General features: G+C 59.1%; 12 protein-coding genes. 1 reads left to right on the forward strand and 11 read right to left on the reverse strand.

The window, feature by feature from the left end:
* Nucleotides 1–14: 14 nt before the first annotated feature.
* Nucleotides 15–482 (reverse strand): hypothetical protein, encoded by a 468-nt coding sequence (locus ACW55A_RS10185; protein WP_003370542.1) that lies wholly within the window; start codon nt 480–482, stop codon nt 15–17.
* 442 nt (nt 483–924) lie between these two features.
* On the opposite strand from ACW55A_RS10185, the gene ACW55A_RS10190 reads away from it, so the two are divergent.
* Complete coding sequence (locus ACW55A_RS10190) at nt 925–1,164, forward strand: DUF2789 domain-containing protein (RefSeq protein ID WP_003315766.1); 240 nt, start codon at nt 925–927, stop codon at nt 1,162–1,164.
* 19 nt (nt 1,165–1,183) lie between these two features.
* Here ACW55A_RS10190 and ACW55A_RS10195 read toward each other — a convergent pair whose 3' ends face one another.
* The 10 genes from ACW55A_RS10195 to iolD all read right to left on the reverse strand — a co-directional run bounded on the left by ACW55A_RS10195 (nt 1,184) and on the right by iolD (nt 13,624).
* Complete coding sequence (locus ACW55A_RS10195; protein ID WP_455808120.1) at nt 1,184–2,668, reverse strand: phospholipase effector Tle1 domain-containing protein; 1,485 nt, start codon at nt 2,666–2,668, stop codon at nt 1,184–1,186.
* A 270-nt stretch (nt 2,669–2,938) separates the two neighbouring features.
* Nucleotides 2,939–4,543 (reverse strand): methyl-accepting chemotaxis protein, encoded by a 1,605-nt coding sequence (locus ACW55A_RS10200; protein ID WP_032609937.1) that lies wholly within the window; start codon nt 4,541–4,543, stop codon nt 2,939–2,941.
* Between the two features lie 192 nt (nt 4,544–4,735).
* Nucleotides 4,736–5,140 (reverse strand): TraR/DksA family transcriptional regulator, encoded by a 405-nt coding sequence (locus tag ACW55A_RS10205; protein ID WP_002554078.1) that lies wholly within the window; start codon nt 5,138–5,140, stop codon nt 4,736–4,738.
* Nucleotides 5,141–5,442: 302 nt separating this feature from the next.
* Nucleotides 5,443–6,468, reverse strand: coding sequence for an ABC transporter permease (locus ACW55A_RS10210; RefSeq protein WP_003370536.1), 1,026 nt, complete (start codon nt 6,466–6,468; stop codon nt 5,443–5,445).
* Nucleotides 6,469–6,514: 46 nt separating this feature from the next.
* Entirely contained in the window at nt 6,515–8,092 is a 1,578-nt protein-coding gene (locus ACW55A_RS10215) for a sugar ABC transporter ATP-binding protein (RefSeq protein ID WP_498811304.1), read from the reverse strand.
* Between the two features lie 69 nt (nt 8,093–8,161).
* Nucleotides 8,162–9,097: a sugar ABC transporter substrate-binding protein gene (locus ACW55A_RS10220; protein WP_003370534.1), complete on the reverse strand. Its 936-nt coding sequence runs from the start codon at nt 9,095–9,097 to the stop codon at nt 8,162–8,164.
* Nucleotides 9,098–9,141: 44 nt separating this feature from the next.
* On the reverse strand, nt 9,142–9,312 hold the full coding sequence (locus tag ACW55A_RS10225) for a hypothetical protein (protein ID WP_003370533.1): 171 nt from the start codon (nt 9,310–9,312) through the stop codon (nt 9,142–9,144).
* Nucleotides 9,313–9,564: 252 nt separating this feature from the next.
* A complete protein-coding gene (locus ACW55A_RS10230; protein ID WP_003370532.1) occupies nt 9,565–10,584 on the reverse strand; it encodes a Gfo/Idh/MocA family protein in 1,020 nt (339 codons plus the stop codon).
* Between the two features lie 25 nt (nt 10,585–10,609).
* Nucleotides 10,610–11,620: a bifunctional inositol 2-dehydrogenase/D-chiro-inositol 1-dehydrogenase gene (iolG, locus tag ACW55A_RS10235; RefSeq protein ID WP_003370531.1), complete on the reverse strand. Its 1,011-nt coding sequence runs from the start codon at nt 11,618–11,620 to the stop codon at nt 10,610–10,612.
* Between the two features lie 66 nt (nt 11,621–11,686).
* Nucleotides 11,687–13,624: a 3D-(3,5/4)-trihydroxycyclohexane-1,2-dione acylhydrolase (decyclizing) gene (gene iolD / locus ACW55A_RS10240; RefSeq protein ID WP_455808123.1), complete on the reverse strand. Its 1,938-nt coding sequence runs from the start codon at nt 13,622–13,624 to the stop codon at nt 11,687–11,689.
* Between the last annotated feature and the right edge of the window lie 30 nt (nt 13,625–13,654).

Below are 13,654 nucleotides of genomic sequence, written 5' to 3' on the forward strand. Positions count from 1 at the left end.
ACGCCTGGCCAGTGTTACTCGCTGGCCTTGAAGGTCAGCTCGCCCTTGCGCCATTTGGCGGCCTTGCCGACCGCGCCTTTGAGAAGCTTGCTCATGCCGATCTGCAGTTGCTCTTGCGCAGCGAAGACCATGAATACGGTCTGACCTTCCTTGAACACGATACCGTGACCTTCGGGGACGTCGACGAAGGCATATTCGCCCAGCCCGTACACGGTGGTCTTGATTTCACGGAATTTCAATTCGAGCTTGCCGCCCTCGCGACTGGGCAGAACAGAAGCGCGGAAATGGTCGCCCACCTTGAGCTCAAGGCGAGGTTTATCGTCGACTACCAGTGCGGTTTCGGTGTCGATTTCAGCGATATAGATGCCTTCGGCTGATTGTTCGGTGATGTAGACAAAACGGGATTGGAACTGCTTGACCAACTGTGCACGGAGGTCGCCGAGCACGAACAAGGCATGGGTATCCAGATTACTTACAGCCAAAGTACAAACCCTCAAACATGAAATGAGGCTGCCTGATGTCAGGGCAGTCGAGAAAGTGATTCGTCCATAGACCGCTTCATGTGGCCGGAGATTTTCCGGCATGCTGCACGCAGAAGCGCAGACAGCGCCGCCGCAAACCTTGTGCAGGCGGGTGGCGGATTCTACCGGCTCATGGCAGCTACGGGATATATACCTTTTGTACACAGCAGTGTCGCAGCAGCGCTGATGCCCTGAAAATTGCAATCAGCCCGGTCACGGCGCAAAGGCTGGACGGGTTCCAGCCTGCGTTGGGTGCATCCTGCGATAGCAGAAACATATCATTTATAGCCGTTGCAAAAAAAGCCATCTTTTCTCCACAGCCAAATGCATCGAACTCTTGCCTGTGCCCACCACTCCCATAAGAACTGATGAATACGGGGATATCCCCCGGCGAGGAGATGACATGGAACAGACTACAACTACCATCAACGACCTGTTCGCCCAATTGGCGCTGGATTCCGATGATGAAAGCATCGAAAAGTTTATCGCCAGCCATCCTCTGCCCGACGACGTCAAACTGATCGACGCAGAATTCTGGACGCCGCGTCAGTCTGACTTTCTCAAGGAACAACTGCACGAAGATGCCGAATGGGCGATGGTGGTCGACGAGCTGAACGTGCGTCTTCACAAAAAGCCCGAGTGAGCCACTCGGGCGTTGAGGCCTATTGCGGATAACCGGGCTGGCCGATATTGGGATGCAATATCCGGCCGCCTGGCTGGGGTGCGTGGACGAAAACAGCGTCGCCTAACGTACCTACTCTGCCGACCACTGCATTCCAATGCGCGGACTGATGGATGTAGCGCCAGCGCAGTAATGCCTCTTCATGACTGTCCAGCAGGTAAGGCCCGCCTCGCGCATAGTCGATCAACCGGGTAGAGATGTTCTCGAGTTCGGGAGGCAGCTGGAATTCAGGTGTCAGTGGCACCGGATTGAAAGGCACGCCCTCATCACACGCCAGTGTGTGCATGACCAGCAACGATACCCTCGACAGGTGGCCAAATACCTGGCGGCTCATGCCCACTGCGGCAGCGACCGTACTCATGCCATTCAAGCTTTTCCTGCACGAATAACACTTGCTCTCGCATGTCTGAACCCTCAGCCAGGCCTGGCTGTCGAGCGGGTCGATCCAGTGATCGCGGTTCATCCGCTTTAACTCAGCCTGTGCCTCCTTCCAGCTCGGTGCCGCCTCGCAGGAACTGTCACGGCTTACCACACTGCTACGGGGGCGCGTGAGCAGTACGCTTTCTTCCATCTGTGGAGGATAACCCCCACCGATATCGGAATGTGCACCGGGCAGAACGATTTCTCTGGGCCACACGGGCAGGACGCTGTTCAACGCAAAGTTACGCCGTGATTCATCGCGAGCCACCAGATGCAACACCTGCTGCGCACACCCCGGAGGCAGGTACAGATTGACCCTCCTGTTACTCGCATCGCGGGTATTGCCCATGTCCTTGAAGCTGCCTATGGCTGCGACGGTGTCGAACAGACCGATAACCTTGAGCCGTACGCTGCCGTTGCTCCAGCTGAAACTGTCGCTCAACCTGACTTTGCGGCTTTCGAGTATCGGCTCGAGCATGCCCGAACGCTGCTTGAGGATTTCATTGACCAGATGCCTGGCCGACGCTGCACCTCGGCTGAAGCCGAACACGTCCAGTTCCAGCGCATCCAGCACACAATCGGGGTTGTCGCGGGGGAACGCCTTCAATACAGACTTCAGCTTTTTGAATGCGTTTTCCACCTTGGATATCACGCCGGTGGCCCCGCGGCCAAAACTCTGCCCCGGCCATACCGAATCACGGCCACCGGAAGTAGTGCCGGCGCCACTTATATAGATCGGGTAATACACCTTCAGGCCTTCACCGTCATTTTCGGCAACAGGTTGCAGGCGGTAGATATCGACCAGTCTGGCTATATTGCTCGGATCATTACTGTAACTACTGCCAGGTTGAACATGACGACCCGCACACGCTTTAATGTGCTGCCCCGCATTGATCTCCATCAATGCCTGGCAGTCGGCACCGACCTGACTGTTGACCCGGTTATTTCCCGTCCCATCGAAGAAAATGCCTACCCGCGCCGTGACGCGGCGTGTCACCACATCTGAAAGGGCTGCTGACTGTTGGAAACTCCATTTATCGCTCATAACTTTTCCGTCCCTAGAGGCAAGCCAGGAAAAGGCCGCACTTAAATCAAAACGTAAATAACGTTGATTTAAACAGCTTGCTTAAAGACAGTGAGCAGTCAAGCCATGTTGCGCCTTTTCAGACCGGTCCTACGACTTCTATAGTCATGACTTTATTACTTATAAATAAAACCCTACACACACGCACTGATAACTTTCTGATGCACTCTTTCAATGAAAACCAACTAACAGGCCAGCCCCGTTGCCAACCCGAATCATCGGTTACGCGTATCAACGGCCTTGCGGCCTGTACCCCAGGCGCAGACCACCCCAGTGTCGTCCGTTGACCATGATCGGCACGGACAGGTCGTGCATCAGTTCGCCGGTGTCTCGCGTGTAGGTTTGCAGCAGGACCGGCTGTTGGTGGCTGCCACAGCGAATGCCGGTACGGTCATCGAACTTGCGCTTGCTTCGATTACGCGCGTTATCCACCGTCGCATCACCCGTCAAAGGCTGGCTGAAGGCGTTGTTGTGCGTCGGTACATAGCCCTGTTGCGTACAGGCGATGGCAAATACCAGACCTTCATGGCGCGACAGCAGCGGTTCCTGCAGTGCGGGCAATACCTGATCGGTGTAACGGTCGAAACGCGTTGTAAAGCGGGTGGGCGAAGTATTGGCAACGGGTTTGTAATTGCGATCGAACAGGTCATCAAGGCTGACCCGCCCCTGTTCGATATCGGCCTCGAACTTTTCGCTGATCATGCGCGCGCCTTCACGAGCCAGGTCGTAAATGCGCTGGTGGTATTCATCCAGACCGACCTGCGCCAGGCGCTGGCTGATGGTCTCGGCCTGCCCCTCCATCTGCACTGCGGCCTTGGCCAGTTGCCGGGTCTGCTCATCGCTGACGGCAAGATCACTGCGCATATGCTCGACAGCGTCGAATAGGCTCGCCAATTGATCCTGATTGCTCCTCGCGCCCTGCGCGATCTCGCCGACCTGGCTTTCCAGTTCGACCGCAAGCCGGGCGATATTGCCCAGGTGCTCGCCGGTCAGCTCGACCTGCTCGACACCCACGTCCAGATCGGCCGACAGCTCGCGAATTTGCTCCACGACTTGTGCGGTGCGCTGCTGGATATCCGCCACCATCTGCCCGACCTCGCCCGTGGCACTGGCAGTGCGGCCGGCCAGACCACGGACTTCGTCGGCAACCACCGCGAAACCGCGTCCGTGCTCGCCAGCCCGCGCCGCTTCGATGGCGGCGTTGAGCGCCAGCAGGTTGGTCTGGCTGGCAATCGACTGAATGACCAGCGTCACACGCTGGATCTCTTCGCTGCGCTGGCTGAGTGCCTCGATCAGCTCACGGCTGCCGACGGCACGCTTGCTCAGGTGGTGCATGCGCTCGATGGACTCATTCAGCACGCTGCTACCCGATTCGCTGCGCTGCCGCGCCTCGCTGGCAGCAACCAATGCCTGCTGGCTCAACTGGGCCGTCTGTTGCTCGGTGGCGATCATCTGCTCGGCACTGCTGACGATCTGTTCGGCAGCCCCCAGTTGCGATTGCACCTTGCCAGCCAGCCGACCAACGGAAAAGGCCACTTGGGCCGCGGACAGCGCGTTATGACTGGTGGTGCGCGACAGGTCGCGAGTCAGCAAAGCGATATCGCTGTCGCCCACCGCGCTGCCTGGCAGCACTTGCCTGCTGCGCACCAGGCGCGGCAACCAGACCACCAGCAGCGCCAGGGGAACGACGACATACAGCGACAGACCTGCAACGCTCATGGCGGCGAACAGCAGGCACAGGACTACGCTCTGCACCGCTGGCACCCACCACCTCGATGCAGCGTCGGGCGTATCGGCCAGCGGTAATCCGGCTGCCATGGATAGGTTCTCGGCCATACTGCGTCACCCCGTCTGTCATTGTCGTTATGACACTATTAAACGCCAGATAACGGCCTTGTGCCATGCGCTGTTGGTCGTAGCGACCGAGCGATGGCGATCAACGCGTTTTCGACAAATCCCGGGCACAACAAAACCGGGAGGCAATTGCTTGCCTCCCGGTCTGGTCACTCAGTCGCTGTTGCCTGCGTATCAGGCCTGGCGCTGGTGCTTGTCGATCTGCTCGTGGCGCTCTTGCGCTTCGATGCAATACTTGGTGGTCGGGCTGATCAGCAGGCGCTTGAGGCCGATTGGCTCGCCGCTGTCGTCGCACCAGCCGAAGGTGTCGTCGGCAATACGCGAAAGGGCCATTTCCAACTGTGGCAGCATGCGCTGGTCGCGATCGATCACGTTGACCAGCCAGTGACGCTCTTCTTCGACCGAAGCGGCGTCAGCCGGGTCGGCAGGCGTGTCCAGGCTCTCGATCGCAATGCGGCTCTGCTCGATACGCTCATGGATCTCGACCTTCATGCCCTGCAACAGCTCGACGAAGAAAGCGTGCTGCTCGGCGTTCATGTAGTCATCGGCCGGCATGGCCAGCAACTTTTCCTTTGTCATTTATTTCTCTATAAAAAAACGTGCATTGAGGAGCGGCCTGACGTTGCCGTTCAAACCAATAATCTCCAAGCGCCACCTGGCACTCAATTTACGAGGGGCGGCAGTCTAAGGCCGGCTAGCGGGCTCGGCAACACAATTGAAGGATTTTTGTACAGCGAATACCGTAAAACCCTTGAAATGCGGGCGAAAGACCTGACCAGCAGGTTGCTTGATGAGGCTCTGACCCACTGACAGCGAATCGGTTCCTGCAAACTCCAACGCACAAAAGGGCCTTGAAAGGCCCTTTGCTGCAGGTGATTGAATCAGCGCTTGGTCTTGCGCTTGTTGCGATATTGATCGATTACCACGGCCACGACAATGATCAAGCCTTTGATAATGTCCTGAACATAGGCGTCCACACCGACAAAGGTGAAACCGCTGGCCATCACGCCGAGGATCAGCGCACCGATCACCGTACCGGTGATCCGCCCGACCCCTCCGGAAAGGCTGGTGCCACCGATGACCGCAGCGGCAATTGCGTCCAGCTCGTAGGACATGCCCATCCCGGCCTGCCCGGTTGCCGCCCGCGCCGAGGCAACCACCCCGGCCAGCCCGGCCAGCAGCCCGGCGATGCTGTAGACAATCACCAGATGGCGCTTGACGTTGATGCCCGAAGTACGTGCCGCCTGCATGTTGCCGCCAATGGCGTAGGTGTATTTGCCGTACTTGGTGTAACGCAGGGCAATATGAAAGATGACCGCCACCACCAGAAAGATGATCACCGGCATCGCGCCCTGGCCGATGGCCGTGTACGAGTCGGAGAGCATGCTCACCGGCTGACCTTCGGTATAGAAGCGTGCCAGACCGCGCGCAGAGACCATCATGCCCAGCGTGGCAATGAACGGCGGAATGCCGGTTATGGCAATGATGCTGCCATTGATGGCGCCCGCCAGCAGCCCGACCCCGAGACCGACAACGACCGGAATCCACACCGGCAGGTCGGTCAGCGACGGGAACACCGCCCGGGAGAAGTCGGAGGTTTGTGCCAGGCTCGCGGCAATCATCGCTGAAAGTGCAAGTACCGAGCCCGACGAGAGATCGATGCCTGTAGTGATGATCACCTGAGTCACGCCAATGGCCAGCAAGCCGATGATCGACACCTGCAGGATCATCAGTACCAGACGCTGGGAATTGAGCAGGAAGCTCTGATCACGGACGATCCAGCCGAACAGTTCAAAGATCAGGCCGATGCCGATCAGCACCAGAAAGATGCTCAGTTCGGTGGGCAGCCGCCGTTTGCTTCGGGTCGGCGTCATGGCCGGTTTATTTTGCAGAATCGCGTCGCTCATGTTCGTTTCCTCTTGTTCTTCTTCTACCGAGCCCTGTAGTGCGAACTCAATGAACCTTGTGGCCGGAGGCCAGATGCATGACTTTTTCCTGGGTCGCTTCGCCACGATCGAGGATGCCCATCATTTCGCCTTCGTGCATGACCATGACCCGGTCACTCATGCCAAGCACTTCCGGCAGCTCCGAAGAAATCATGATGACCGCCATGCCTTCACTGGCCAGCAGGGAGATCAGGCGGTAGATTTCCACCTTGGCCCCCACGTCGATACCGCGTGTGGGTTCATCCAGAATCAGCACCCTGGGGTTGGTCATCAGCCAGCGCGCGAGCAGTGCCTTCTGTTGGTTACCACCGGATAATGTGTCGATGCACTGCTCCAGCGACGGCGTCTTGACCCGAAGCTTTTTGCACATGTCTTCGCACAGTACGCGCAAGGCCTTCTGTTGCACGAAACCGTTACCGGCATAGTTGGCCAGCACAGCCATCTCCATGTTTTCCATCACTGACAGGCATGGAAACAGGCCGGTCAATTTACGGTCCTCCGTGAGCAGCGCAAAACCCAGTTCAATCGCCTGATGCGGATCGCCGATGTGCACCGTCTTGCCATCGAAGCGCACCTCGCCGCTGTCGCTGGGGGTTATGCCGAACAGGGTCTCGGCGACATTGGTGCGCCCGGACCCCATCAGCCCGGCAATGCCAAGCACCTCCCCGGCACGCAGGTCGAAGCTCACGTCCTTGAAAATGCCGTTCAGGCTCAGTTGATTGACGGACAGCAGTACGTCGCCTGCCGGTTTTTCCCGCTCGGGGAACAGCTGGGTCAGTTCACGGCCCACCATCATGGTGATCAGGCTGTCACCGTCCATGCTTTCGGCGCGCTGCAGGCCGATATAGGCGCCGTCGCGGAACACCGCCACTTCGTCGGCGATTTCGAAGACTTCGTTCATCTTGTGGGTGATGTAAATGATGCCTTTGCCCTGGGCACGCAGGTCGCTGATGATCGAGAACAGGTGAGCGACTTCGGTTTCGGTGATCGCCGAGGTCGGTTCGTCCATGATCAGCACGTCCGAGTCGTATGACACGGCCTTGGCGATCTCCACCATCTGCCGCTCGGCAATGCTCAGCGTGCCGACCAGCTCCTCGGGATCGAGCTTGATGCGCAGACGCTCCAGCAGTTCGGCAGTGCAGCGGTGCATCTCGCGGTGATCGACCATGTGCAGGCCGTTGAGCTGTTCGCGACCGATCCAGATGTTCTCGGCAATGCTCATGAACGGCATCAGGTTCAATTCCTGATGGATCATGGCGATACCCGCCTGCAACGCTGACAGAGGCGTATCGAAGCGGACCGGCTTGCCACGCAGGCGGATTTCGCCCGAGTCAGGCTGATAGATGCCCGCAATGATTTTCATCAGGGTCGATTTTCCGGCTCCGTTCTCGCCCATCAGCGCCAGCACGCTGCCAGGGCGAACGCGCAATTGCACATCATTGAGCGCAATGACGCCGGGGAAGCCCTTGCTGACATGGCTGATTTCCAGCAGATACGGGGCCTGGGCATCAGGCGCCCCTCCGCCCCCGTCGCCGGACGGCAGATCGCGTTGCGCGGGCGGATTGGCAGTAGCAGAACCGAACATGATCACAACTCCTCAAGCGGCAGGCTGCGGGAGCGCATGGGCATGCCCTCCCAAGCCTGGCGATCGTTGTTATTTGAAGGTGGCGACGTTTTCAGGGGTGATCAGGCGATAAGGAATGATGATCGCCTGGGGCTCGACCTTCTCCTTCCTGGCCAGTTTCACCGCGGCATCGATCGCCCCGTCGGCCTGTCCTTTCGCGTCCTGATAGACCGATACGGCCAGATCGCCCTTGGTCACGGCGTTGAGCCCGTCCGGTGTACCGTCGACACCGGCAACGAAAACGCTGCCTTTATCCACGCCTGCCTGCTTCAGCGCCATCGCCGCGCCAATGGCCATTTCATCGTTGTTGGCCAGCACCGCGTTGAATTTTCGGCCCTGGGTAAGCCAGTCGTTGGTCAGGTCCATGCCCTTCTGGCGCAGCCAGGTGCCGGTCTGCTCCTGGTCTATCTTGATGTCCGGGTACTTGGCCAACACCTCTTTGACGCCCTTGGTGCGGTTTTGCGTGGAGTTGTTGGCCAGGTCACCCAGAAGAATCATGACGCTGCCCTTGCCCTTCATTTTGTCGGCGATGTATTGCGCCTGAAGTCGGCCGGCCTCCATGTCATCCGACGTCACTGTGGCGACGCCCGCAGGCAGTTTCGGATCGTCGGGGCGGCGGTTGACGTAGACCAGCGGGATACCGGCAGCCACCGCTTCCTTGGTGATCCGCGCAGTAGCGGCGGTGTCGACCGGATTGACGATCAGGGCGTCGACTTTTTTGTTGATCAGGTCCTTGACCTGATCGAGCTGCTTGTTGACATCCGCGCGGGCATCGACGAACTGCAGGTCCACTTTCTCGGTCGTGGACATGACTTTGGCCTTGGCATTCATGTCGTCACGCAGGTAGGTCAGCCAGGTGTCATCGAACTGCGACATGGCCACACCAATCTTGATATCGGCCAAAGCTGCACCGCTGCCCACCATCAGCGCCATCGCCAATGAGGTCAAAGCAATCTTGGTCTTCATGAGGATCTGTCTCCAAATTATTGTTGTTGTTCGGATGCAGCGAATCAGCGTGACAGGCGGATCCCGGTGGCACCGGGAATGCAGAACAGTTGCGCGTCCTTGTGGCGCACGCACAGGCTCAGGGCGACGACGGTGAGAAATCGCTCCAGGGTCCGGATCCAGAATGACGAGGTGGCAGAACGCTTGGCGGTGACGCCAGAGGTAGGGGTTTTCATCGACAGTACCTATCTTTTGTTTTGTTTTTGTCGGGCTTGCTTCTCGTGCTTTGAAAAACCTTCAAAACGCGAGGGATTCGATAGTCGGCAACCTGAAAACGACTCTATTGGAAAATATTTTCCAATTCAACTGATTTTAGAATTTTATTCCATTTCATTTTATTCGGTTACAGAGACGACAAAGCCCGACGCATGGCAAGCGTCAGGCTCTCTTCGATAACGGGCCGCTGGATGCGCTGCAGCGCGCAATGGCTACAGCACCACAACGCGCCCTTCTCTGGCACTCAGGCGCGCGGCATCCATGATTTGCGCCGAGGCTATCGCATCATGCGGATTGACCGGATTACTGCCCTGCTCGTCAACCGCGCTTTGCAACTGGCGGTAGAACTCCAGCCAGCAACCACGCTCCGACGGCACACGCTCGCGATGCTCGCCCTGCTCGAACCAGCCCCAGCGCCGATGCTCCTCGACACCCCAGCGCTCGCCCTCGGACCTTGGCGTAAGCCCGGCAAAGGCGGCCTCTTCTTGGCCATCCAGCCCGTCGACGCTGTAACAACCCTTCGCTCCACTGACCCTGAAACGCGGCTTGGCAGTGTTTTGCAGGCAGCTGCCGGACAGGTGCGAGGTCACGCCGCCGGCATGGCGCAGGGAAACGAAGAACGTGTGATCCAGTTCGTCGTGCGGCGCAGCGAATTGCAGTTCCGCATACACCCGCTCGACCGGGCCGAACAACACCAGCGCCTGATCCACCAGATGACTGCCCAGGTCACGCAGCACGCCACCGCCGCTGGCCTTGCCGACAGACCGTGGCGAATAACGCTCGATGCTGGACTCGAACCGGCTGACCGCGCCCAGTGCCTCGCTGTCGAGCAACTTGCGCACAGTGAGGAAGTCCGAATCCCAGCGGCGGTTCTGATAAACGCTGAGCAGCACGCCACGACGCTCGGCCGCGTCCACCAGCTCGCGCGCCTGGGCTGCATCACTGGCGAAGGGTTTGTCGCTGACGACCCCGACACCCAGCTCTATCGCTTCGAGGATCAACGCTCGTCGCGAGGCCAGCGGTGTGGAAATCACCACCACATCAACCCCGGCAGCGACCAGATCGGCCAGCGTATCGAAGGTCGCCACGCCGGGAAGGTCTTTGGCCACTTCCTGCTTGCGCTCTTCGGAGCGTGTGACGACGCCCACAAACGTGGCACCCGGCAAACTTGAAATCAGCGTCGCATGAAAGTAACGCCCTCCCTTTCCGTAGCCTACCAATCCTGCTCGCATGCATGTCTCCTGTATGTGTCGGGCGTCAGCCGTAGAAAGCCGGACGCATTTCCAGTGTGACAGGGACGATCGCCCCGCTGTTCTGCGCCAGAATACAGGCATCGGCGGCCACGGCGGCTGCATAACCATCCCAGGCGGAAGGCCCGAAGATCGTCCCCGCCTTCACCCCGTCGATGAAATCCTGCAGTTCAACGTCATAGGCAGCGATGAAGCGGTCCTTCCAGTCCATAAGGATTTCGTTCGACAGCTTGGCTTCACTGCGCAGTTGTACCTGTGACGGCTCGGGCAACCTGGCGATGCCGCTCTCGCCCACCACTTCACACTGGATGTCGTAACCGTACTGACAGTTGACGAAGACCTCAACGTCGATGCGTGTACCGCGTGCCGTTTCCAACATCACGATCTGCGGGTCTTTCATGTGTGCCAGAGCCTTGCTGGTCTTGCGCGGGAAGACTACCTGCACCGACACGTAGTCATCGTTGAGCAGCCAGCGCAGTACATTGAGTTCGTGAATCAGCGTGTCGGTGATAGCCATGTCGGTCTTGTAGTTCTCGCCCACACGCGGGTTGCGGTGCGCACAATGCAGCATCAGCGGCTCACCTATCCGGCCGCTGTCGATCACCGATTTAAGGGCGCGATAGCCCTGATCATAAGGGCGCATGAACCCCACCTGCACCAGACGCCTGCCACTGGCGATCTCGGCTTCGACAATGTGCCGGCAGCCCTCGGCAGTGACTGCCAGCGGCTTTTCGCAGAACACCGGTTTGCCCGCAGCGATGGCAGCCAGCACGAACTCTTCGTGACTGGGCCCCCAGGAGCAGACCAGAACCGCCTCGACGTCCGCCGCGGCGATCAGTGCGTGCCCGTCGGCATACACTTCGGCACCGATGTCCAGCTCGCGCACGACCTTCGCTGCCTGCTCGAGATTGATGTCGGTGACGGCCACCACCTGACTGCCGACCAGCGTCTTGCTGCAACGCCGGATATGATCCTGACCGATTGCGCCTGTGCCGATCACGCCGAGTTTCAATGCCATGTTCATGTTCCTTTTTTTATTAGGTATTCCCGGGAAGGGAGTCATGGAGTCCGAACGAGAAATCGATCAGTACTGACGCGCCTTGGCCAGCTCGCGACTGAGTTTTTCGTACACCTGCGCTGTGGTGCCGGTGGTCGACACTTCGGCAACCCCGACACGCCACCAGGACAGGTAGTTGTGGATCATGGTCTTGGGCAGGACCTTGATGTCGATCAGGGTCGAGACTGTCTGCTGTTGCGCATCGGCCAGTGCATCGCGCAGCTGTTCGGCGGTGCTGACCTTGTAGGTCTTGCAGCCGTACGCGGCAGCGCTCATGGCGAAATCCACCGGCACAAAGTCGCCATCCAGCTTGCCGGTTTGCGGGTTACGGAAACGGAACTCGGTACCGAAGCTGTTCATGCCGTTGCCCATTTGCAGGTTGTTGATGCAGCCGAAGGTCATGTTGTCGAGCAACACCACGTTGATCTTGCGCCGCTCTTGGATAGAGGTCGCCAGCTCCGAATGGAGCATCATGTAAGAGCCGTCGCCGACCAGTGCAAAGACTTCGCGGTGCGGCGCTGCGAGTTTCACGCCCAGTGCGGCGTTAACCTCATAGCCCATGCAGGAATAGCCGTATTCGACGTGATAGGTGTCGACCCCGGTGCTGCGCCAGGCGCGCTGCAGGTCACCCGGCAGGCTGCCTGCCGCCGCGACGATCACCGCGTCGTCAGGCACGTTCTGATTGAGGATGCCCAGCACGCCGCTCTGGGTCAGGCACGAGCCGGTCAGCTCGATGAATTCGCGCAACACGGCCGGGTCCAGGTGATCGTTGATTTCCGGGACAAAATCCTCGCTCTGGTACTCGACCGCGTACAGGCGATCCACCTCGGCCTCCAGCTCGGCACGCGCGGTCTTTGGCGCATCGCCCCAGGCCGCACGATAGCCGCTGGCTTGAAGGCTTTCGGTCAGCGCCTGCAAAGCCACCTGTGCATCGGCCAGCAACTGCACGCCGTCCAGCTTCTGAACATCGAAAGCACCGACATTGAGGTTGAGAAACTGCACATCCGGGTTCTGGAACAGCCATTTCGACGCAGTGGTGAAGTCGCTATAGCGGGTACCGACACCAATAATCAGGTCCGCCTCTTTTGCCAGCCGATTGGCCGCCAACGTACCGGTTTCGCCGATGCCACCCATGTTCAACGGGTGTGCCGAAACGATGGCACTCTTGCCGGCCTGGGTTTCGGCGAACGGGATATCGAAGCGCTCGGCAAAGGTTTGCAAGGCATCCGCCGCGCCGGAGTAACGCACCCCGCCGCCGCAGATCAGCAACGGCTTGCGCTTGCCTGCCAGCAGGTGCAACGCATCATTGAGCATGGCCTGGCTCGGTGGGCGACGGTCGATACGGTGCACACGTTTTTGCAGGAAACTGTCCGGATAATCGTAGGCCTCGGCCTGCACATCCTGAGGCAGCGCCAGCGTGACTGCGCCCGTATCGGCCGGATCGGTCAATACGCGCATGGCATTGAGCGCAGCGCTCATCAACTGCTCGGGACGGTTGATGCGATCCCAGTATTTGCTCACCGCCTTGAACGCATCGTTGGTGCTGATGCTCAGGTCGTGAAACTGCTCGATCTGCTGCAGCACCGGATCGGGCTGGCGGCTGGCGTAGACATCACCCGGCAACAGCAGCAGTGGGATGCGATTGGCCGAAGCCGTTGCCGCAGCAGTGACCATGTTCGCCGCGCCTGGCCCGACCGAAGAGCTGCACGCGTAGATCTTGCGCCGCAGGTGCTGCTTGGCAAAACCGATGGCGGCGTGGCACATGCCCTGCTCGTTACGGCCCTGATGGACCATCAGCTCGCCGCTGTCCTGCTCCAGCGCCTGACCGAGACCCAACACGTTGCCATGCCCGAAAATGGTGAAGACACCCGCGACGAATTTGCTTTGCACGCCGTCGACTTCGACGTACTGGTTATCGAGAAACTTCACCAGGGCCTGGGCCATGGTCAGTCGGGTTGTACTCATGCTCACACCTTATTGTTGTTTGAGGTGGAA

The organism is Plantibacter cousiniae (nom. nud.) (assembly GCF_977070315.1).

Coding starts and splice junctions, on each gene's coding strand:
- ACW55A_RS10200 (WP_032609937.1), bottom strand. CDS start 4,543: ATGGCCGAGAACCTATCCATGGCAGCCGGATTACCGCTGGCCGATACG.
- ACW55A_RS10210 (WP_003370536.1), bottom strand. CDS start 6,468: ATGAGCGACGCGATTCTGCAAAATAAACCGGCCATGACGCCGACCCGA.
- ACW55A_RS10230 (WP_003370532.1), bottom strand. CDS start 10,584: ATGCGAGCAGGATTGGTAGGCTACGGAAAGGGAGGGCGTTACTTTCAT.
- ACW55A_RS10190 (WP_003315766.1), top strand. CDS start 925: ATGGAACAGACTACAACTACCATCAACGACCTGTTCGCCCAATTGGCG.
- ACW55A_RS10215 (WP_498811304.1), bottom strand. CDS start 8,092: ATGTTCGGTTCTGCTACTGCCAATCCGCCCGCGCAACGCGATCTGCCG.
- ACW55A_RS10225 (WP_003370533.1), bottom strand. CDS start 9,312: ATGAAAACCCCTACCTCTGGCGTCACCGCCAAGCGTTCTGCCACCTCG.
- ACW55A_RS10205 (WP_002554078.1), bottom strand. CDS start 5,140: ATGACAAAGGAAAAGTTGCTGGCCATGCCGGCCGATGACTACATGAAC.
- iolD (WP_455808123.1), bottom strand. CDS start 13,624: ATGAGTACAACCCGACTGACCATGGCCCAGGCCCTGGTGAAGTTTCTC.
- ACW55A_RS10220 (WP_003370534.1), bottom strand. CDS start 9,097: ATGAAGACCAAGATTGCTTTGACCTCATTGGCGATGGCGCTGATGGTG.
- iolG (WP_003370531.1), bottom strand. CDS start 11,620: ATGGCATTGAAACTCGGCGTGATCGGCACAGGCGCAATCGGTCAGGAT.
- ACW55A_RS10195 (WP_455808120.1), bottom strand. CDS start 2,668: ATGAGCGATAAATGGAGTTTCCAACAGTCAGCAGCCCTTTCAGATGTG.